10 protein-coding genes are annotated in these 20,113 nt (G+C 70.4%); 9 read left to right on the top strand and 1 reads right to left on the bottom strand.

The features are described from left to right. Positions 1 to 4: 4 nt before the first annotated feature. Positions 5 to 2,695 (top strand): MGH1-like glycoside hydrolase domain-containing protein, encoded by a 2,691-nt coding sequence (locus tag J2851_RS29260; protein ID WP_209770828.1) that lies wholly within the window; start codon positions 5 to 7, stop codon positions 2,693 to 2,695. A 122-nt stretch (positions 2,696 to 2,817) separates the two neighbouring features. Here J2851_RS29260 and J2851_RS29255 read toward each other — a convergent pair whose 3' ends face one another. Continuing rightward, positions 2,818 to 3,741: a LysR family transcriptional regulator gene (locus tag J2851_RS29255; protein ID WP_209770827.1), complete on the bottom strand. Its 924-nt coding sequence runs from the start codon at positions 3,739 to 3,741 to the stop codon at positions 2,818 to 2,820. A gap of 146 nt (positions 3,742 to 3,887) precedes the next feature. On the opposite strand from J2851_RS29255, the gene J2851_RS29250 reads away from it, so the two are divergent. From J2851_RS29250 to J2851_RS29215, 8 genes are all read left to right on the top strand, one after another. After that, the gene (locus J2851_RS29250) at positions 3,888 to 4,223 is read left to right on the top strand and encodes a BufA1 family periplasmic bufferin-type metallophore (RefSeq protein ID WP_209770826.1); all 336 of its coding nucleotides are present in this window, start codon (positions 3,888 to 3,890) and stop codon (positions 4,221 to 4,223) included. A 34-nt stretch (positions 4,224 to 4,257) separates the two neighbouring features. Beyond that, positions 4,258 to 5,139, top strand: coding sequence for an MNIO family bufferin maturase (gene bufB / locus J2851_RS29245; protein ID WP_209770825.1), 882 nt, complete (start codon positions 4,258 to 4,260; stop codon positions 5,137 to 5,139). Beyond that, a complete protein-coding gene (locus J2851_RS29240; protein WP_209770824.1) occupies positions 5,129 to 5,983 on the top strand; it encodes an HvfC/BufC N-terminal domain-containing protein in 855 nt (284 codons plus the stop codon). Before bufB ends, J2851_RS29240 begins: the two co-directional genes overlap by 11 nt. Next, a complete protein-coding gene (locus tag J2851_RS29235; protein ID WP_209770823.1) occupies positions 5,893 to 6,393 on the top strand; it encodes a DoxX family protein in 501 nt (166 codons plus the stop codon). Before J2851_RS29240 ends, J2851_RS29235 begins: the two co-directional genes overlap by 91 nt. 227 nt (positions 6,394 to 6,620) lie before the next feature. Further along, positions 6,621 to 15,389 (top strand): hypothetical protein, encoded by an 8,769-nt coding sequence (locus tag J2851_RS29230; protein ID WP_209770821.1) that lies wholly within the window; start codon positions 6,621 to 6,623, stop codon positions 15,387 to 15,389. 199 nt (positions 15,390 to 15,588) lie between these two features. Next, entirely contained in the window at positions 15,589 to 16,935 is a 1,347-nt protein-coding gene (locus J2851_RS29225) for a TolC family protein (RefSeq protein ID WP_246501007.1), read from the top strand. Beyond that, the gene (locus J2851_RS29220; RefSeq protein WP_209770819.1) at positions 16,932 to 18,608 is read left to right on the top strand and encodes an ATP-binding cassette domain-containing protein; all 1,677 of its coding nucleotides are present in this window, start codon (positions 16,932 to 16,934) and stop codon (positions 18,606 to 18,608) included. Before J2851_RS29225 ends, J2851_RS29220 begins: the two co-directional genes overlap by 4 nt. Further along, a complete protein-coding gene (locus J2851_RS29215) occupies positions 18,605 to 19,960 on the top strand; it encodes an HlyD family type I secretion periplasmic adaptor subunit (protein ID WP_209770817.1) in 1,356 nt (451 codons plus the stop codon). Before J2851_RS29220 ends, J2851_RS29215 begins: the two co-directional genes overlap by 4 nt. The last annotated feature ends 153 nt before the right edge of the window (positions 19,961 to 20,113 follow it).

The raw sequence follows: 20,113 nt of genomic DNA, 5'->3' as shown, positions 1-20,113 counted from the left end.
AACCATGCGAAACGCAGAACGGCAACGGCTCGAATCCCAGCGCTCCGGCACCGAGAACTGGCGCTTGTGGGGACCCTACCTGTCGGAACGGGCCTGGGGCACGGTGCGCGAGGACTACAGCCCCCACGGCACCGCCTGGGAGGATTTCAGCCACGACCAGGCGCGGTCCCGCGCCTACCGCTGGAGCGAGGACGGGCTGGGCGGCATCAGCGACGACCAGCAGCGGCTGTGCTTCGCGCTCGCCCTGTGGAACGGCCGCGACCCGATCCTGAAGGAGCGCGCCTTCGGCCTGACCGGCAACGAGGGCAACCGCGGGGAGGACGTGAAGGAGTTCTACTTCCACCGCGACGCCACGCCGAGCCATTCCTGGCTGCGCTATCTCTACAAATACCCGCAGGCCGAGTTCCCCTACGGCCGGCTGGTTTTCGAGAACCGCATGCGCGGGCGCACCGACCCGCCCTTCGGGCTGCTCGACAGTGGCGTGTTCGACGGGGGGCGCAGCTGGGACGTGGAGGTCACCTACGCCAAGGCCGGCCCGAACGAAATCCACATCCGCATCGAGGCCGCGAACCGCGGTCCCGACCCGGCCACCCTGCACCTGCTGCCCACCCTGTGGTTCCGCAACACGTGGAGTTGGTCCGACGACGGCGAACGGCCCAAGCTCCGCGCCATCGCCCCGCCGACCGGCGCCGCCTGGGCGATCCGGGCGGAGCATCCGGAGCTTGGCGCCTATCACCTCTACGGCGCGTCCCCGGTCGAACTGCTGTTCACCGAGAACGAGAGCAACGCGGAGCGGCTGTGGGGCATTCCCAACGCCACGCCCCATGTGAAGGACAGCGTCCATCGCCGCGTGATCCAGGGGGAGGCCGGGGCGGTCAACCCGGCGCTGGAGGGCACCAAGGCCGCGCCCTGGTATGTCCTCGACGTGCCGGCGGGGGAGGCGCGCTTCATCGACCTCGTGCTCTCCGCCGCGCCCCTGGCCGAGCCCTTCGCCCGCACCGCCGCCGTCCTGGCTGCTCGCAGCCGGGAGGCCGACGCCTTCTACAACGCGCTGCTGCCCGACGCGGACGCGGAGGACAAGCCGATCCTGCGGCAGGCGCTGGCCGGCATGATCTGGTGCAAGCAATTCTTCCACTACGACGTGGAGCGCTGGCTGGCCGGCGACCGGCTGCCCCCGCCGGACAGCCGCAAGGGGGGCCGCAGCCGGTCCTGGAAGCACCTGAAGTCGTCCGACGTCATCTCCATGCCCGACAGCTGGGAGTATCCGTGGTTCGCCGCCTGGGACCTCGCCTACCATTGCGGGGCACTGGCGCTGGTGGACGTGGACTTCGCCAAGGACCAGATCGAGGTGCTGCTGTCAGAGCGCTTCCTGCACCCCAACGGCCAGATTCCGGCCTATGAATGGGCCTTTGGCGACGTCAACCCGCCGGTGCACGCCATGGCCGCGCTGAAGGTCTTCCGGGCGGAGCGGGTGCAGCGCGGCGAGGGCGACACGCATTTCCTGCACCGCGTCTTCCACAAGCTGCTGCTGAACTACGCCTGGTGGGTGAACCGCAAGGACGCGGACGGGCACAACGTGTTCGAGGGCGGCTTCCTCGGGCTCGACAACATCTCCGTCTTCGACCGCTCGCAGCCGCTGCCCGCCGGCTACAGCCTGAAGCAGGCCGACGCCACCGGATGGATGGCCATGTTCGCCCTGAACATGGTCGTGATGGCGCTGGAGCTGGCGGCGGAGGACCCGGACTATGAGGACATCGCCATCCAGATTTACCAGCAGTTCCTCAGCATCGCGAACGCCATCGGCGGCCATGCGCCGGGCGCGGTGTCGCTGTGGGACGACGCGGACGGCTTCTTCAAGGACCTGATCGTCTGTCCGGACGGCAAGGTCTCGCGCGTGGACGTCTATTCCATGGTCGGGCTGATCCCGCTCTTCGCGACGGAAGTGGTGGACCGCCGCCTGCTGGAGCGGGTGCCCCGCTTCCGCCGCATGCTGACCGCACACAAGGGCGGCAAGTTTCAGGGCAGCTACGTCTGCGCCTGCCCGGACTGGGAGAACGAGCGGGGCGAGCATCTGCTGGCGCTGGTCGACCACACGATGCTGCCGCGCATCCTGCAACGGCTGCTGGACCGGGACCAGTTCCTGTCCGACTACGGCATCCGCAGCGTCAGCCGCATCCACGCGGAGCACCGGCACCTGGGCGACCTGCCCGGCGTCGGGCAGGCGCTGATCGAGTATGTGCCGGGCGAGTCCAACTCCGGCCTGTTCGGCGGCAATTCCAACTGGCGCGGGCCCGTGTGGATGCCCGTGAACTACACGCTGGTCCAGTCCATCGAGAAGTTCCACCGCTTCCTGGGCGACGCCTACCGCGTGCCGGTGCCCTGCCTCGGCGGCCGGGAACTGACCTTGAAGGAGATCGCGACGCTGATCGCCGACCGTCTGGTATCGCTCTACCGCACCGACGACACCGGCCAACGCCCGGTCTATTGCACCCAGCCGCGCTTCCATGAGGACCCGCACTGGCGCGACCTGCTGCTGTTCTACGAGTATTTCCACGCCGACACGGGCCAGGGCCTGGGTGCTGCGCACCAGACCGGCTGGACGGGGCTGCTCGCCAACCTGGTGATGCGGCGCTACCGGACCGACATTCCGGATTACTGGAAGGAGCGGAGCGGGGGTGAGGTTGTGGACGCGTAGCCGAGCCCGTTGCCCCCACCCTTCCCACGCTACGCGTGGGCCCCTTCCCTCCCCCGCTTCGCAAGGGAGGGAGATGTCCCCTCCCCTGCGTCAGCGGGGGAGGGTCAGGGAGGGGGCATCGCTCACCCACCCACCTCCACATCGCACCACCCCACCCCGCCCCGCGGCTCGGTGGCGTCCCAGCGGTAGGTTTGGGCCATGCGGATGGCGACCTGCTCGACCGGGGTGAAGCGGCGGCCCGCGACGGTCACGAGCGCCACCGTCCGGGTCACCTCCGGTTCGATGATCACGCGCGTGGTGATGCCGGGCAGGAGCGCCAGATGCTCCGGCATCACCGCGCAGCCCATGCCGGCGGCGATCATGGCCTGCACCCAGTCCTCGCGCTCGCTGTGATAGCGGACGTTCACGTTGTGCCGTTTCGGCAGGCCCAGCGCCTCGAAATGGTAGCGGAACTCGCAATGGACGCGCTGCAGGTAATCCTCGCCGTCCAGCTCGCCCAGGGGAATGGCGTTCATCGCCTCGAAGCGGTGCCCCTGGGGGAAGGCGATCAGGTAACGTTCCCGGAACAGCGGCTTGACCGTGCAGCGCTCCGGGAAGGAGGGCAGCGCGACCAGCGCCACGTCCAACTCCCCGGCCAGAAGCGCCTCGACCAGCGGCCTGGCCGGCAGGTCCCGGATCATCAGGTCCAGCATGGGAACGCGGGTCTTCAGCTGTTCGAAGAAGCCGACCAGCCGCGCCGGGCTGATGGTGCACATGACGCCGAGCTTCAGGGGCGCGCGGTCCATGCAGCGGTACTGCTTCGCCTCCGCCAGCACGGCGGCGTTGGTGCTGTAGATCGCCTCCAGATGCGGCTGAACCAGGCGACCCAGTTCGGTCAGGTGGGTGTTGTGGTGCTCCCGGCTGAAGAGAAGGCCGCCCATCTCCTCCTCCAGCTTCTGGATGGCGCGGGTCAGCGACGGCTGGGTGACGTTGCACTGTTCCGCCGCGCGCGTGAAGTTCAGCGTGTCCGCAACAGCCAGGAAGTAGCGGATCTGGTGCATCTCCATCGCAACCTCCGGACGCCTTGGGTCGGCCATAGCCGGCGGCTATGCAGACAATAGGACCAAAGCATTTCAGAGCAGTGCGATCAACGAATACTTTGGGTTTGTCAACCACTCCCCTTGGCGGGAGAGACAACCAAAGGAGATGACCGATGACCGAAACGACCAATGGCCTGACGATTGCCGCCGCTCTGGCCGGTGCCCTGTCGCTGGCGGCGCTCCTGCCGGCCACCAGCGCGGCCGCGGCGGAGGCCGGCGGCCTGGAGAAGTGCTACGGCATTTCCAAGGCGGGGCAGAACAGCTGCGCCAACGAGGCCGGCACCCATTCCTGCGCCGGGCAGTCCACCAAGGACTATGACGGCGGCGAGTGGCGGGCGGTCCGGGCCGGCGTCTGCGCCGAAATGGGCGGCAAGCTGACGGCCTTCCAGGGCGTCGGCATGCCCAAGGACATGACCAAGGCCGACACGCCTTCTCAGAAGAAGAGCTGATCCGGACCACCGCCTATTGCCGGAGGTTCCCGCCATGCACCCCGCGCCCGACACCCCCCGCACCGTCTCTCCCCTCCCGGCACGGGCCGGTGTCGGGTTGCGGCACCGCCACGTCGCGGAGTTCCTGACCACGCATCCGTCCATTGCGTGGATCGAAGTGCACAGCGAGACCTATCTGGCGGCCGGCGGCCCCCGCCTGCGGGCGCTGGAGGCGATCCGCCGGGACTATCCGCTCAGCTGCCATGGGGTCGGCCTGTCGCTCGGCTCCGCCGACGGGGTCGATCCCCTTCACCTGACCCGCCTTGCCGCCCTCTACGCCCGCCTCCAGCCGGAGCTGGTGTCGGACCACCTGGCCTGGAGCAGCATCGGCGGCGCTTACCTCAACGACCTGCTGCCCCTGCCCTACACCGAGGAGGCCCTGGACACCGTCCGGCGCAACATCGAGCGGGTGCAGGAGGCGCTGAAACGCCCGATCCTGGTGGAAAACCCGTCCCGCTACCTGAACTTCGCCGAATCCACGATCCCCGAGGCGGAGTTCCTGGCGGAGCTGTCGCACCGGACCGGCTGCGGCCTGCTGCTGGACGTCAACAACCTCCACGTCAGCGCCCACAATGTGGGAATTGATCCGCGCGCCTGGCTGGATGCTCTTCCAGCGCAGGCCGTGGGCGAAATCCACGTCGCCGGCCACGCGGTGCACGACACCGGATGCGGCACGCTGCTGATCGACGATCACGGCAGCGCCGTGGCCGATCCGGTCTGGACCCTGCTGGACGAGGCGCTCCGCCGCGTCGGCCCGCGCCCGGTTCTGGTCGAATGGGACACCCGCGTGCCGGAGCTGCCGGTCCTTCTCGCCGAGGCCGAACGCGCCGACCGGCGAATCCAGGCCGCCAGGGACGAGGACCGCCATGCTGCATGACCTCCAGGCCGCCATGCGCTGCGAATTGCTCCGCGCCGGAACCGGCCTGCCGCCGGGCATCGAAAGCGACGCGATCCCCGCGTCCTTCCGCTTCGCCATCTACGCAAACAACGTCGCCGGTTCTCTTGTCGAAGCGCTGGAGGCCGCGTTCCCGGCGACGCTGCGGCTGCTCGGCGGTGCTGTGTTCCGGACCCGGGCCCTGGCCTTCGTGCGGCGCCACCCGCCCGGCGCGCCGCAGCTCCTGGCCTACGGCGACGGGTTTCCCGACCACCTCGCCCGCCGCGTGCCGGAGCGTCCGGCCGCCGCCGACCTCGCCCGGCTGGAATGGGCGTGGAACGCCGCCTATTTCGCCGCGGACGCGCCGGTCCTGGACATCGCCGCGCTGCGCGCCCTGCCGGCCGAGCGCTATCCGGCGCTGCGGCTGGCGCTGCATCCGTCCGCCCACCTGCTGACCTGCGCGCATCCGGTGCTGGAGCTGTGGAACGCCCTGCGTCGCGGCGGAGAGGCACCCACCGCAACGGCCGGCACGCAGCACCTTCTGATCGTCCGTCCGCTGCTGGAGGTGCAGGCGGTCACGCTGGGACCGGGCGAGATGACCTTTCTGATGGCCCTGTCGGCCGGTTCCGCCTTGTCGCGCGCCGCGGCGGCGGCGGTCTCGACGGAGCCCGGGTTCGACCTTCAGGCCACGCTGCTGGCCCACCTGCAGCTGGGCAGCTTCACCGCCTTCACCATCCCCCGACCGAGGAGTGAGCCATGTCGCACGTCGCCATCGGGCGCCGCCTGCGCGAACACCGCGCGCTGCACGACCTGTCCACCGCTGCCGCAACCGCCATCAACGGGCTGAACCGCTGGGGCGCACCCCTGCTGCAACTGGCGATCCGGCTGTGGATCGCACGGGTGTTCTTCCTGTCCGGCCTGACGAAGATCCAGGATTGGGACACCACCGTCCTGCTGTTCCAGGAGGAGTACCGGGTTCCCTTGCTGCCGCCCGACATCGCCGCCCTGATGGGCACGGCCTTCGAACTCGGCATGCCGGCGCTGCTGGTCCTGGGCTTGGCGAGCCGTCTCGCGGCACTGCCGCTGCTCGGCATGTCGCTGGTGATCCAGTTCGTCCTGGGAGCCGCCAACCCCGCCTACGACTCCGTGGAGCATGTCTATTGGATGGTCCTGCTGCTGGCGATCATTGTGCATGGCCCGGGCCCGCTGTCGCTCGACCGCCTGATCGCCGCCCGCTGCGCACCCCGTTCCCGCTGATCAAATCCATACACAACCCAGGGTCGATACACCAAAAAAGGAAGGGGAAGCCGCTTCGTCCAGAGTCCTCGCGCCGCCACCCTCATTCAGAGAAGAACATCTTTCTTCGTCAACTAACTTTCAAATTCGGCAGCAAAATTTGCCGAAAAGTTCAGAATTTCTTCAACAACTCAGAGTCTAAATAAATCAACTCCGCTTACGGCCGCCGCACTGGCGAAAGGGACGACGTGCCTGACCTTCACGACACTGCCTCCCCGACTCCGCTTCTGACCATTCCCGATGCATTGACATCCGAGGCGGCGGCCATGCTGCTGGGGGGCAACGTCGGCGGGCTGAAGGCCGTCCAGGCAAAGCTCGCGGCGGCGCTCGCCGACCAGGGGTTGCCGGGCAGCGACGCCGGCCGGGCGGCCGAGGGCTGGGTGCGCAGCTTCGCCGCGGGTATGGAAAACGCCGCCTCGCCGGACGCGGCCATCGCGGAAGCGAACCGGATCACCGCCGGGACGGCGGCGCGGATGGCGCAGGCGCTGCAGGACTCCGGCGCCATGACCGGGGAACAGCGCTTGGCCGCCGCCCTGGCGCAAGGGCAGGGAATCGAACAGGCCGCAGCAGCCAACGGGCGCGGATCGGCCGATCTGAACGCCGACCTGAACAGGGCGCTGTTCGACGGGGTGATGGCCCCTCCCGCCGGATCGGCTCACCCGATGGAAGCGCTGTCGCGCGCGCTGACGCAGCCCGTCGGCCACGCTCCCCTCCCGCCGGCGGCCGATCCGTCGCCCATCGAGAAATTGACGGCGGCCCTGGCCTCCGGCGTGGCGTTGCCGGACGCCGTCAAAGCCGTTGCTCCGGACGGTACCGGGCTGTTCGCCGCCACCCTGGAGCGGGCGCTGTCCAGCGGCGAGGATGCCGCCAGCGCCGTCGCCGCCGCGACCGAGCGGACGGCCCAAGGCGGCGCGCAGGCCCAGGCCGCCGCGGTCGAGCAGTCGGACGGCGACCGCCTGGTGTCGGCGCTGGCCGTCGGCGGATCGGCCGCCGTGCGCGGGGTCGGCGACGGCGCCGCCTTCACCACGGTGCTGAGCGACGCGCTGGCGCACGGAAGCGCCCCGGACGCGGCGCTCGGCGCCTCCGCCAGGGCGCAGGCCGACATGACCGCGCGGGTAAGCGCGGCCGGCGTGCCGCCGAAGCCTGCCGATACGCTGCTGGCGTCGCTCGCTTCCGGTCACAACGTCGCCGAGACGGTCAAGTCCTTCGCCGCGGCCACGGGCATCGACCCGAAGGCGGCCGGCGGCTTCAGCCAGGCCCTGGGCAACGCCCTGTCGTCCGGCCAGGAGGCGGCCGGCGCGCTCGGCGCGGCGCGCCAGGATGTCTTCGCGGCGACCGCCATGGCGTCGGCGGCGGCACAGGGCGTCAAGGGCAACAGCCTCGTGGCCGCGCTCGCCAGCGGGCAGAACGTGCAGCAGGCGGTGCAGGCCGTCGGCGGCGCCGGTGGCGCGTTCAGCGCCGCCCTGGGCCAGGCGCTCGCCGAGGGTCGCTCGCCGGGGCAGGCGCTCGCCGCCGCGCGGCAGTCGACCGACACCGTGCAGCGAAACAGCCAGAGCAGCGAAGTCCCCATCTCGCCCGAGAACAAGGCCCTCGCCGACCTCGCCACACCCGGCGGCGCCGCCGAAAAGTCCGCGGCGGCCGACGGCGGCAAGGCGGACAAGACCACGGACGCCGACGCCGGGTCCGCCGACTCCGGGTCGAAGGAAAGCCCAAAGGACGCGGGTGACGGCAAGGACGCGAAGGAAGCCGAGGCCGAAGGAAAGGGCGCCGAACAGGTGGCCGACAACGGGGAAAAGGCCACCGATAAAGGCGCGGACAAGGATGGCGCCAAGGACGGCGCCGAGGATGGGAAGGACGCCGCGGGCGACAAGGCGGCCGAAGGCTCCGCAGTGTCCGATTCTTCGGCGCCGGACGCCCCGTCCCCGAGCTCGGAATCGGGAAGCAAATCCGCCGGCATGGCCAACAGCTCGCTGACGCCCGTCACGATTTCCCCGCCCGACACCGGCGGCAAAAGCGGTTCTCCCGCCGACGGCGGCGGTCGGAGCACGGCCGCATCCGCCACCCAGCCGGCAAGCACCAGCCCGATCAGCAAGGTTGGAACGACGGACCCCTTCGCCACGACCGCGCAGACCCAGCAACGGGTCGCGCAAGCCCTCGCCCGGCTGGCCGAGACCACGACGCCTCCCGTTGCCGAGCACCAGGTGCAGGCCCCGACCATGGCGCCGGGTTTCGATGCGGCGGCCCTTGCCAAGGCATTGGCGGTGGCGGAGGACACGGCGGCGCCCGCCGGCTTTACGGTGTTCCACCTGATCGAGGCGATGTTCCGGCCGGGCGAGGCCGGCAGCAGCGTGGTCGGCGTCGCGGTGGTGGCGAACGCGGGTTCGGCCCTCGGCGTCTGGCAATACAGCGTTGACGGCGCCACGTGGACGGAGGTCGGAACGGTCAGCGACGCGGCGGCGCTGCTGTTGCCGGGCACCGCCCTGCTCCGTTTCCTTCCGGCCGCCGACGCCTTCGGCAGCGCCCCGGCGCTCGGCCTGCGCGCCGTGAACGAGGGCTGGGTCGGGGGGTTCAGCGACTCCGCGCACCGGTTGTTCGCCCTGGGCGGGACCGGAGGAACCTCTTCCCTGTCGGAGGAGATCGCGCAGGTGTCGCTGGAGGTGACGCCGGTCAACGACGCCCCGGTGGCGACCGGCACGGCTGCCACGATGGCGACCATTGCCGAGGACACGACCGATCTGGCCGGATCGACGGTCACCGCGCTGTTTGGTGCGCTGTTCTCCGACACGGCCGACGCGGCGAACGCCGGATCGTCCGCCAACGCCTTCGCGGGGATCGCCATCGTCAGCAACGCGGCGACCGCGGCGCAGGGTGTCTGGCAGTACTGGACCGGGTCGGCTTGGACCGCGATCGGGGCGGTGTCGGACAACTCCGCCTTGCTGCTGAGCGCCGATGCCAAGCTGCGCTTCGTCCCGTCCGCCAACTGGAACGGCACGACCCCGGCACTCACCGTTCGGCTGGCCGACGATTCGGCCGGTGTGTTTGCCGGTGGCGATCGGGTGAATGTGGCGAGCCTGGGTGTCGGCGGCACGAGCGCCTACAGCGCCGGCACCATCACCCTCACCGGAACGGTCACCGCCGTGAACGACGCCCCGGTGGCGATCGGTGCCACGGCTGTGATGCCGACCATCGCCGAGGACGCGGCAAACCCGAGCGGCGCGACCGTCAGCGCTCTGTTCGGCGCCCTGTTCTCCGACGCCGCGGACTCGGTGACCGGTGGTTCCGCTGCCAACAACCTCGCCGGGGTTGCCGTCGTCGGCAACGCTGCCACCGCGGCGCAGGGCGACTGGCAATATTGGACCGGTGCGGAATGGGCCACGGTCGGGACCGTGTCGGAGGGCTCCGCCCTGCTGCTCGCCGCCGACACCAAGCTGCGTTTCGTCCCGGCCGTCGACTGGAACGGCACAACGCCCGCCCTCACGGTGCGGCTGGTGGACGACTCCCGGGGGGCGCCGGCGAGCGGGAATCGTGTGGACCTCAGCACGGGCGCAGGCGGCACGACCGCCTACAGCGCCGGGACCATCGCCCTGACCGGAACCGTCGCCGCCGTCAATGACGCTCCGGTGGCGACCGGCACCGCGGTCCTGATGGCGGCCATTGCGGAAGACACGGCCGATCCGACGGGAGCGACGGTTTCCAGCCTGTTCGGCTCCCTCTTTTCCGATGCGGCCGACGCGGTCATCGGCGGCTCGTCCGCCAACGGCTTCGCCGGCATCGCCATTGTCGGCAACGACGCCAGCGCGGCGCAAGGCGTCTGGCAATACTGGACCGGGTCGGCGTGGGCGGCCGTCGGAAACGTGTCGGAGGACTCCGCCCTGGTCGTCGCGGCGGCGGACAAGCTGCGCTTCGTGCCGGCGGCGAGCTGGAACGGCACCACCCCGGCCCTCACCGTGCGGATGGTGGATGACTCCCAGGGAACGCCGTCCAGCGGCGAACGGGTGGACCTCGGCACCGGTGTCGGCGGAACGACCGCGTACAGCGCCGGGACCATCGCCCTCGCCGGAGCCGTCACCGCGGTGAACGACGCCCCGGTGGCGATTGGCACGACCGCCACTTTGCCGCCCATCGCCGAGGACACGACGAACCCCGCCGGAGCAACGGTCACGGCCCTGTTCGGCGCCCTGTTCTCCGACTCCGCCGACGCGGTGGCCGGCGGTTCGTCCGCCAACGGCTTCGCCGGCATCGCCATCGTCGGAAATGCGGCGAGCACGGCGCAAGGGGTCTGGCAGTATTGGACCGGGTCGGCTTGGAGCACCATCGGGGCGGTGTCGGACAACTCCGCCCTGCTGCTGAGCGCCGATGCCAAGCTGCGCTTCGTCCCGTCCGCCAACTGGAACGGCACGACCCCGGCACTCACCGTGCGGCTGGTGGACGATTCCGCTGGGAACGTCACCAGCGGCGGCCGGGTCGATCTGGCGAGCCTGGGTGTCGGCGGCACGACCGCCTACAGCGCCGGAACGATCGCGCTGACCGGATCCATCACCGCCGTCAACGACGCCCCGGTCGCCGTGGGCATCTCCGCCACCATGGCAGCCATCGCCGAGGACGCGGCGAACCCGGCCGGGGCAACCATCAGCGCGCTGTTCGCCACCCTGTTCTCCGACGCCGCGGATGCGGTCACCGGCGGTTCCGCTGCCGACGGCTTTGCCGGTGTCGCGATCGTCGGGAACGCGGCGACCGCGGCGCAAGGTGTGTGGCAGTACTGGACCGGAACGAACTGGATCGCGGTGGAAGCGGTGTCGGACGGCTCCGCCCTGCTGCTCGCCGCCGACACCAAACTGCGCTTCGTGCCCGCGGCGAATTGGGATGGCACGACCCCCGCGCTCACCGCGCGGCTGGTCGACGCCTCTCAGGGCGCGCTGTCAAGCGGTGACCGGACGGATCTCGGCACCGGCGTCGGCGGGACGACCCCCTACAGCGTCGGCACGATCGCCCTGACCGGAACCATCACCGCCGTGAACGACGCCCCGGTGGCGCTCGGCACCGCCGCGACCATGGCGGCCATTGCGGAAGACACGGCCAGCCCGGCGGGCGCCACGGTTTCCGCCGTGTTCGGAGCCCTCTTCTCGGACGCGGCCGACGCGGTGAGTGGCGGCTCCGCTGCCAACGGCTTCGCCGGCATCGTCATCGTCGGCAACGCCGCAACCGCGACGCAAGGCGTCTGGCAATACTGGACCGGATCGGTGTGGGTGGACGTCGGGACCGTGTCGGAAGGCTCCGCCCTGTTGTTGTCCGCCGACGCGAAGCTGCGCTTCGTGCCCGCGGCGAACTGGAACGGCACCACCCCGGCGCTCACCGTGCGGCTGGTCGATGACTCCCAGGGAACGCTGTCCAGCGGACGGGTCGACCTCGGTACCGGTGTCGGTGGAACGACCGCCTACAGCGCCGGTACGATTGCCCTGACGGGATCTGTCATCGCCGTCAATGACGCTCCCGTGGCGATGGGCACGACCGCCACGATGGCAGCCATCGCCGAGGACACGATCAATCCAGCCGGCGCGACCGTCACCTCCCTGTTTAGTGCCTTGTTCTCCGACGCCACAGATGCGGTGAGCGGCGGCTCGTCCGCCAATGGATTCGCCGGCATCGCGATCATCGGCAACGGGGCGAGCGCGGCACAGGGAACGTGGCAATACTGGACCGGAACCGCCTGGACCGCGGTGGGTGCGGTGTCCGATGGCTCCGCCCTGCTGCTCGCCGCAGACGCCAAGTTGCGGTTCGTGCCGGCCGCGAATTGGAACGGCACCACCCCGGCGCTGACCGTGCGCCTGGTCGACGATTCGGCCGGCAACGTCGTCAACGGTGGCCGGGTGAACCTGACGAGCCTGGGTGTCGGCGGGACGAGCGCCTACAGCGCGGGGACGATCGCGCTGACCGGAGCCGTCACCGCCGTCAACGACGCCCCGGTCGCCGTGGGCACCTCTGCCACGATGGCGGCCATTGCGGAAGACACGGCCAACCCGGCGGGGGCAACCGTCTCTGCCCTGTTCGGATCCCTCTTCTCCGACACCGCGGACACGGTGACCGGCGGTTCCGCTGCCAATGGCTTCGCCGGGGTCGCCGTCGTCGCCAATCCGGCAAGCGCGGTGCAAGGCACGTGGCAGTACTGGAACGGATCGGCGTGGACCGCGGTGGAAACGGTGTCGAATGGCTCCGCCCTGCTGTTGGCCGCCGACGCCAAGCTGCGCTTTGTCCCAGCCGCCGATTGGAACGGCACCACCCCGGCGCTCACCGTGCGGCTGGTGGACGACTCCCAGGGAACGCTGTCCAGCGGGGACCGCGTGGACCTCAGCGCCGGCGTCGGCGGGACGACCGCCTACAGCGCGGGAACCGTCGCCCTGACCGGGGCCGTCACGGCCGTGAACGACGCTCCCGTAGCGACCGGCACGACCGCCACGATGGCGGCCATCGCCGAGGACACGGCGAACCCCGCCGGGGCGACGGTCACCTCGCTGTTCGGATCCGTCTTTTCCGATGCCGCGGACGCCGTGAGCGGCGGCTCGTCCGCCAACGGCTTCGCTGGCATCGCCATCGTCGGCAACGCGGCGAGCGCGGCGCAGGGTGTGTGGCAATACTGGACCGGCACCAATTGGGCGGCCGTCGGTACGGTGTCGGAGGGCTTCGCGCTGGTCGTCGCGGCGGCGGACAAGCTGCGCTTCGTCCCGGCGGCCAACTGGAACGGCACCACCCCGGCGCTCACCGTGCGGCTGGTCGAGCAGTCCGCGGCACCGGTCGTTTCCGGCGCCCACCTGGACCTGACCAGCGGTGTCGGCGGCGCCACGCCCTACAGCGCCGGGACCATCGCCCTGGCCGGATCCGTCACCGCCGTCAACGACGCGCCCCAGCTGACCGTCGCCACGGCCTCGCTGACGACGCTGAAGGGGAACGCGGTGGCGGTGACCGGGCTGTCGGTGTCGGACATCGACGCCGGGTCCACGCCGTTGCTGGTCACGCTGACGGCCGGGCACGGCACGCTGACTTTGACCAACACAGCGTCCGACGCGGTCATCACCGGCAACGGCACCGGCAGCGTGACGATCCTGGCGACGCTGGCTACCCTCAACAGCCTGTTGGCCGCGGCCAACGGCCTGCTCTACTTCTCCGGCCCCTACGCGGGCCCCGACACGATCTCGATCCTGGTGAACGACCAGGACGGCGGCGGGGCCGGGGGGGCGCTGACGGCCAGCGGCACCATCGGCGTCACCGTGGTTCCGCCCAACGCCTCGCCGGTGCTGAAGGACACCGACCTGCAACTGACCGTCGCGGCGGAAGCCCTGGCCCAGCCCGCCGCCGGCACGGCCGGCTTCACGGTGTCGAAGCTGGTCGGGCTGAACGGCGCCGGGGTGGCGAACGTCACCGACGACGACAAGGAGGCCGTGACCGGCATCGCGCTGATCGGTGCCAACGAGAGCTACGGCCGCTGGTGGTATTCGACCGACAACGGCGCCACTTGGAAGCTGGTCGGCACGGTGAACGACAGCGATTCCGCCCTGCTGCTGCGCTCGACGGACCGGCTCTACTTCCAGCCCAACGCCGCGGTCCCCGGCACCGTCAGCGGCGCGCTGACCATCCGGGCCTGGGACCAGACGAGCGGGACCTACGGCACCAAGGTGGCGGTCGACCACAGCGACGGCAGCGCCTTTTCCGCCGCCACCGACAGCCTGACGCTGCACCCCGGCGTGCTGCTGCCGAACGGGTCCTTCGCTTCTGGGCTGACCGGCTGGACCGCGACCGGCGGCGCCTCCGTCGGGGCGACCGGCGACGGGCACGAGGGGACGATCACCTCGGCCGGCGGCCAGACGCCGACGCAGCTGGAGGATTTCCTCGGCCTCGCGCACGGCTCCATCGCCGCGGCGACCGGGACGGTGCCGTCCTATGGGCACGCCATGAAGCTGGCAAGCACCGTCACCGTGACGCAGGACACGGTGCTGACCTTCAGCTGGTCCTTCACCTTCAGCGACCCCGGCTACCACGACTTCTCCTTCGTCAGCGTGAACGGCGTCGTGAAGCTGCTGGCGAAGGAGGCGAGCGCCAGCGGCACCTTCACCATGGTGATCCCGGCCAACACCACCCTGTCGCTTGGGTTTGGCACGTCGGACACCAGCGACAACTCCGTGAACCCGATCCTCCGCGTCGACAACATCAAGCTGACCACCGTCGCGAGCGATCCCATCGTGCTGGACTTGGCCGGCGGAGGGCTGTCGCTGCGCCCGCTGTCCGACGGCGTCCATTTCGACGTGACCGGCGACGGGGTGGCCGACCAGACCGGCTGGATCGGCACGGGCAACGCCCTGCTGGTGCGCGACGAGAACCGGAACGGCCGGATCGACGACGCGCGGGAGCTGGTGTCGGAGCAGTTCGGCAAAGGCTTCGGCAGCAGCCTGGAGGCGTTGGCCTCGCTCGACGACAACCACGACGGCCGGATCGACGCGGCCGACCTGTCCTTCGCGACGCTGAAGGTCTGGCAGGACGCCAACACCGACGGGGTGAGCCAGGCTGGCGAGCTGCGGACGCTGACGGAGGCCGGCGTCCGCTCGATCGCCGCCACCGGGACGCCGAGCGACGCGACGGTTGCCGGCAACCGCATCCTCGGCACCACCAGCGTCACAATGGCGGACGGCAGCGCCCACATGGCGGCGGGCGTCGCCTTCGACGTCAAGGCCGCGGTGTCGGTGCCCACGATTTCGGCACAGGTGCAGAGCCAGCCGGCCGCCGGAGGCACCGATTTCGCCGCCATGCTGGCCTCCGGCCTCGGCCTGCCGGCCTCTGGGCACGCTTCGGTTGCGCAATCCGGGGTGGAATTCCACGGAACGGCCTGGGATTCGACTGCTCACGACCCCAATCTGCATCACACACAATCGGCCGAGCCGAATGGGACACACCCATCAATACATTCTTAAGGTCTTTATTTGCTTAGAACTTTCCCCTGGAAATCAAGGCGCTGATTTGTCTTAAATGCAGATCCAAGCTGTCAGCTATAGTCGCCGAAATGGTGAGAGCAGCGCTTGAGCTGATGGCCAAATCAGGGTCTTCATGTATAAGTTTTCCCTTATCGCTGCGATCACGCTTCCGTTCCTGGTCGGCGCGACACAACCCGTAATGGCGTCTCCGCGCGACGACGTGGTGTCGCTGATCACCAAGGCGACGGAATCCCATGACCGGCTGAAGGGGGCGGAGGCCGCCGCCGACGCGGCCCGCAACGCGCTGCGCGTCAGCTACGGCGGCTGGTACCCGACCGTCAGCCTGTCGACCAACGGCGGACGGGAAAACACGACGAAGCCCGCCGGCCTGCCCAACACCGACATGAACGCCGCCCAGGTCTCGGTGCGGGCGACCCAGCTGATCTGGGACTTCGACGCCACCAACGCCGACATCCGTCGCTCCCAGATCACGGTGGTCCGCTCCGACATCGCGGTCGAGCGCACCCGGCAGGAACTGCTGGTCGAAGGGCTGACCGCCTACGCCAACCTCGTCCGCGCCCACCGGCTGCTCGCCTTCGCCCGCCAGTCCGAGGACAACATCCGCCGCCAGACCGGGCTGGAGGAGGTCCGGCTCCAGGAAGGCTTCGGCTTCACCACCGACGTCTTGCAGGCCAAGAGCCAGCTGGCCGGCGCGCAGGCCCGCCGGGTCGCGGCGGAAGAGGCGATGCAGAACGCGCTGAACCGCTTCCAGGCCTATTTCGGCCACGTCCCCTTCCAGCTCGACGGGTCGCAGATGCTGGCGACGGCGCGCGCCACGCTGCCGCCGACGCTGGAGGCCGCGGTGGACGAGGCGCGCCGCCACAACCCGCGCCTTCAGGAACTGGCGCTGAACACCGCCGCCGCCCAGGAATCCATCACCGCGGTGCGCGGCCGCACGCTGTACCCGCGCATCGAGGGCTATGTGGAGCGCAACCACAAGCGCGACGTCGCCGGCCAGCCCGGCGTCCAGAACGAGCTGCTGTTCAAGCTCCAGGTCACCTTCTCGCTGAACACCGGCCTGACCGCGATCAACAGCATCCGGCTGGCCGAGGCCGACCTGCGCGCCGCCGACGCCACCTGGGCCGACCAGGAGCGCACGGTGCTGGAGACGGTCCGCAACAGCTGGAGCCGGCTGGAAAGCGCCCGCGCCCAGGTGGCGCTGCTGAACGACCAGGCCAGCCTCGCCGCCGGCTTCCTCGACGTGGCGCGGTCAGAGCGCGAGCTTGGCACCCGCTCCCTGATCGACATCCTGACCGGCGAGACCACGCTGATCAACGCGCGCAGCGACGCCGCCGCGGCGGAGACGGAGCTGGTGCTGGCCGGCTACCGCCTGCTGGCCGCTATGGGCCGGCTGAGCAGCGCGGACATCCAGACACGGCCGGCGCCGAAGCTGACCAGCATGGGCCGTGGGTCCTTCGACGCGTTGGGCAAGCCGGACCCGGCGCCGCCCGCACGGCGCGGTTCCGGTTCGCGGAGGCAGCCATGAGCGGCGGCGCCATCGGGCTGCTGGCCCTGCGGCTGCGGTCCAACCTGCGGCTGACCGGGCGCGTCTTCGCGGCGTCGCTGGCGGCGAACCTGCTGGGGCTGGCGTCGTCCTTCTACACGATGCTGGTGCTGAACCGGTACGTGACGCACGGTGTGGATTCCACGCTGGCGGCGCTGACCGTCGGCGTGGTGCTGTCCATCGCCTTCGAGCATCTGTTCCGCCACGTCCGGCTGCGCATCGCCGGGCGCATCGGCCGCGCCGAGCATGAACGGCTGTCCACCGGCGCCTTCGGCATCCTGCTGACGGCACGGTCCGGCGCCGAGTCCGCCGAGAGCGACGCGGCGCGGCGCGAGGCGGTCCGCGCGGCGGAGCAGATCGACGCCGCCTTCGGCTCCGCCAACCTCGCAACCCTGTTCGACCTGCCCTTCGCGCTGGGATTCATCCTGGTGGTGGCGCTGATCTCCTGGCCGCTGGCGGCGATCTGCGTCCTCTTTACGATTCTTTCGATCGGCGCCGGGCTGCTGGCCCAGACGGACATGCGCGCGGTCGGGCGCGACCTCGCCCAGGCCGGGGCCAACGCCCAGAGCCTCGTCACCTCGGCCATCGTCGGGCGCGACGCGGTGGCGCTGTTCGGCGGCGCCAAGCCGCTGCTCGGCGACTGGCAGGCGGCGGCGAAGGCGTTGCGGACGTTGCGCGAACGCATGTCCATGCGCCAGGGCCGCGCCCAGTCGGCGGCGCAGAGCCTGCAAGCCCTGCAAGGCGTGGCGGTCATCGCCACCGGCGCGGTGCTGGTCGTGCGCGGGGAACTGGACGTCGGCTCCCTGATCGGCGTCAACCTGCTGGTCGGCCGCGCGCTGGCCCCCTTCACGCGGCTGGCGCAGGTCGGCGAGTCCTGGGCGATGGCCCGGCAGGCCCAGGCCCGGCTGGAGCAGTTCGCCCGCACCGCCGTGGAGGCGCCGACCGGCACCACGCTGCCGCGCTACACCGGCACGCTGGAGCTGCGCGACCTGACCTACACCCCGCCGGGCAGCGTCACGCCTCTGCTGCGGCGCCTGAACCTGACGGTCCCCGCCGGCAACATCCTGGCGCTGAAGGGGCGCAACGGATCCGGCAAGACGACGCTGATCCGCCTGATCGCCGGCCTCGCCGACCCGCAGGAGGGCGCCGTCCTGGCCGACGGCGTGGAGATCCGCAAGTTCGCGCCAAGCTGGTGGCGCCAGCAGATCGGCCTGCTGCCGCAGGAGCCAACCTTCCTCAATCGGACCATCCGCGACAACCTGCTGCTCGCCAACCCGCGCCTGTCGGACACGGAGCTGCACGCCCTGCTGCACCGCGCCGGTGCCGACCGCGCGGTGGCCGACTGCGCCCAGGGGCTCGACACGCCGCTGCGCAACTTCGGGCACGAGCTGCCGGTCGGGCACCGCCGCCGGCTGGCGCTGGCCCGCGCGCTGGCGGTGGGCGGCCGGCTGATCCTGCTGGACGAGCCGACCGACGGGCTGGACTCGGAAGGCACCGCCGTCGTCTACCGCACGCTGATCGAGCTGGCGCGCACCGGCCACACGGTGGTCATCGCGTCGCACGACCCGCGCATCCTCCAGGGCGCCTCGCTGGTGCTCGACCTCGACCATCCCCAGGACACGGTAAGGGCCGAACCAGGGCTGGTGATGTCATGAAGCCGTTTCCGCGCATCGCCGCCAAATCCCCGGCCGCCGCCCCTGCGCTGCCGGTCCCCGGACCGCTCTTGGACGAACCGGAAGGCCGTTTCGGCGACGGGCTGTTCGCGGTCGGCCTCGCGGCCATGGCCGCGGCGGTCGGCTGGAGCGCCTTTGCCGAACTGAACGTCACCAGCAGCGCCCCCGGCGACGTGGTGCCGCTCGCCTACAACCAGAGCGTCCAGCATTTCGAGGGCGGCATCGTCCGCGACATCCTGGTGCAGGAAGGCGATTCCGTGAAGGCCGGGCAGGTGCTGGTCGAATTGGACCAGACCAAGACCCGCGCCGACCTGGAGGAGCTGAAGCTGCGGCTGGGCTCGCTCGCCGCCGACATCGCCCGGCTGGAGGCCGAGGTGGCGCGCCGCGACACCATTGATTTCCCCGGCGCCTTCCCCGACGCGCTGCTGCGCGACCGGCCGGACCTGATCGCCCAGACCCGCGACCTGTTCCGCGCGCGGCGCGACCGTCTCGCCTCCGACCTCGACATCCAGCGCCAGGACATCCTCCAGCGCGAGCAGCAGGTGGCCGCCGTGCGGGCGCGCATCGCCGGTTCGCAGGTGGCGCAGGGGCTGATCCGCGAGCAGCTGTCCATCAGCGAGACCCTGCTGAAGCGCGAGATCACCAACCGCATGAAGCACCTGGAGCTGCTGCGCGACGACGCCCGCGTCACCGGCGCCATCGCCGAGGACCGCGCGACGCTCGCCCAGGCCGAGGCGGCGTTGGGCGAGGCGCGCAGCAAGCTGGTGTGGATCGGCCGCAAGTACGAGGAAGAGAGCCGCAACGCGCTGGACGAGGCGCGGCGCAACCACAGCGAACTGTCGCAACGCCTGACCCGCTACCAGGACAGCCTGGACCGCAGCAGCCTGCGCGCGCCCATGGACGGCATCGTCAAGACGCTGGCCGTCTCCACCAAGGGGGCCGTCGTCAAGGCCGGCGAGACGGTGGTGGAGCTGGTGCCGCGCGACGGCAAGCTGGTCATCGACGCCCGGCTGCCGGTGCAGGACATCGGCTATGTCCGCGCCGACCAGCCGGTGGTCGTCACGCTGGCCGGCAGCGACGCCTCCCGCTTCGGCCACATCGAGGGCCGGGTGCGGACGATCAGCCCCGACACGCTGCTCGATGCCAACAAGCAGTCCTACTACAAGGTCCGCGTCGAACTGCCGGTGACCCGCTTCGACTACGGCGGCAAGACCTACGAGCTGTTCCCCGGCGTGCGCGTGACCTGCAGCATCCTGACCGGGCGGCGCACGATCCTCGACTACGTCTTCTCGCCGGTCCTGAACGGCCTCCAGCACGCCATGCAGGAGCGCTGAGGATGGCCGCGGCAACGACGACTTGCCTGTTTCTCCCTCTCCCCTCTGGGGAGAGGGTCGGGGTGAGGGGGTCCCGGCTTCGCTGGTACGTCCGGCAGAAGCGCAACCCCCTCACCCTAACCCTCTCCCCAGAGGGGAGAGGGGATGATGGCA

Source organism: Azospirillum rugosum (assembly GCF_017876155.1).
Lineage (GTDB): Bacteria > Pseudomonadota > Alphaproteobacteria > Azospirillales > Azospirillaceae > Azospirillum > Azospirillum rugosum.
This window is presented reverse-complemented; position numbering and strand designations above follow the sequence as displayed.

Excerpts from the sequence above, each read along its gene's own strand:
- J2851_RS29250 (WP_209770826.1), top strand. The coding sequence starts at position 3,888 with ATGACCGAAACGACCAATGGCCTGACGATTGCCGCCGCTCTGGCCGGT.
- bufB (WP_209770825.1), top strand. The coding sequence starts at position 4,258 with ATGCACCCCGCGCCCGACACCCCCCGCACCGTCTCTCCCCTCCCGGCA.
- J2851_RS29215 (WP_209770817.1), top strand. The coding sequence starts at position 18,605 with ATGAAGCCGTTTCCGCGCATCGCCGCCAAATCCCCGGCCGCCGCCCCT.
- J2851_RS29220 (WP_209770819.1), top strand. The coding sequence starts at position 16,932 with ATGAGCGGCGGCGCCATCGGGCTGCTGGCCCTGCGGCTGCGGTCCAAC.
- J2851_RS29260 (WP_209770828.1), top strand. The coding sequence starts at position 5 with ATGCGAAACGCAGAACGGCAACGGCTCGAATCCCAGCGCTCCGGCACC.
- J2851_RS29240 (WP_209770824.1), top strand. The coding sequence starts at position 5,129 with ATGCTGCATGACCTCCAGGCCGCCATGCGCTGCGAATTGCTCCGCGCC.
- J2851_RS29225 (WP_246501007.1), top strand. The coding sequence starts at position 15,589 with ATGGCGTCTCCGCGCGACGACGTGGTGTCGCTGATCACCAAGGCGACG.
- J2851_RS29235 (WP_209770823.1), top strand. The coding sequence starts at position 5,893 with ATGTCGCACGTCGCCATCGGGCGCCGCCTGCGCGAACACCGCGCGCTG.
- J2851_RS29255 (WP_209770827.1), bottom strand. The coding sequence starts at position 3,741 with ATGGAGATGCACCAGATCCGCTACTTCCTGGCTGTTGCGGACACGCTG.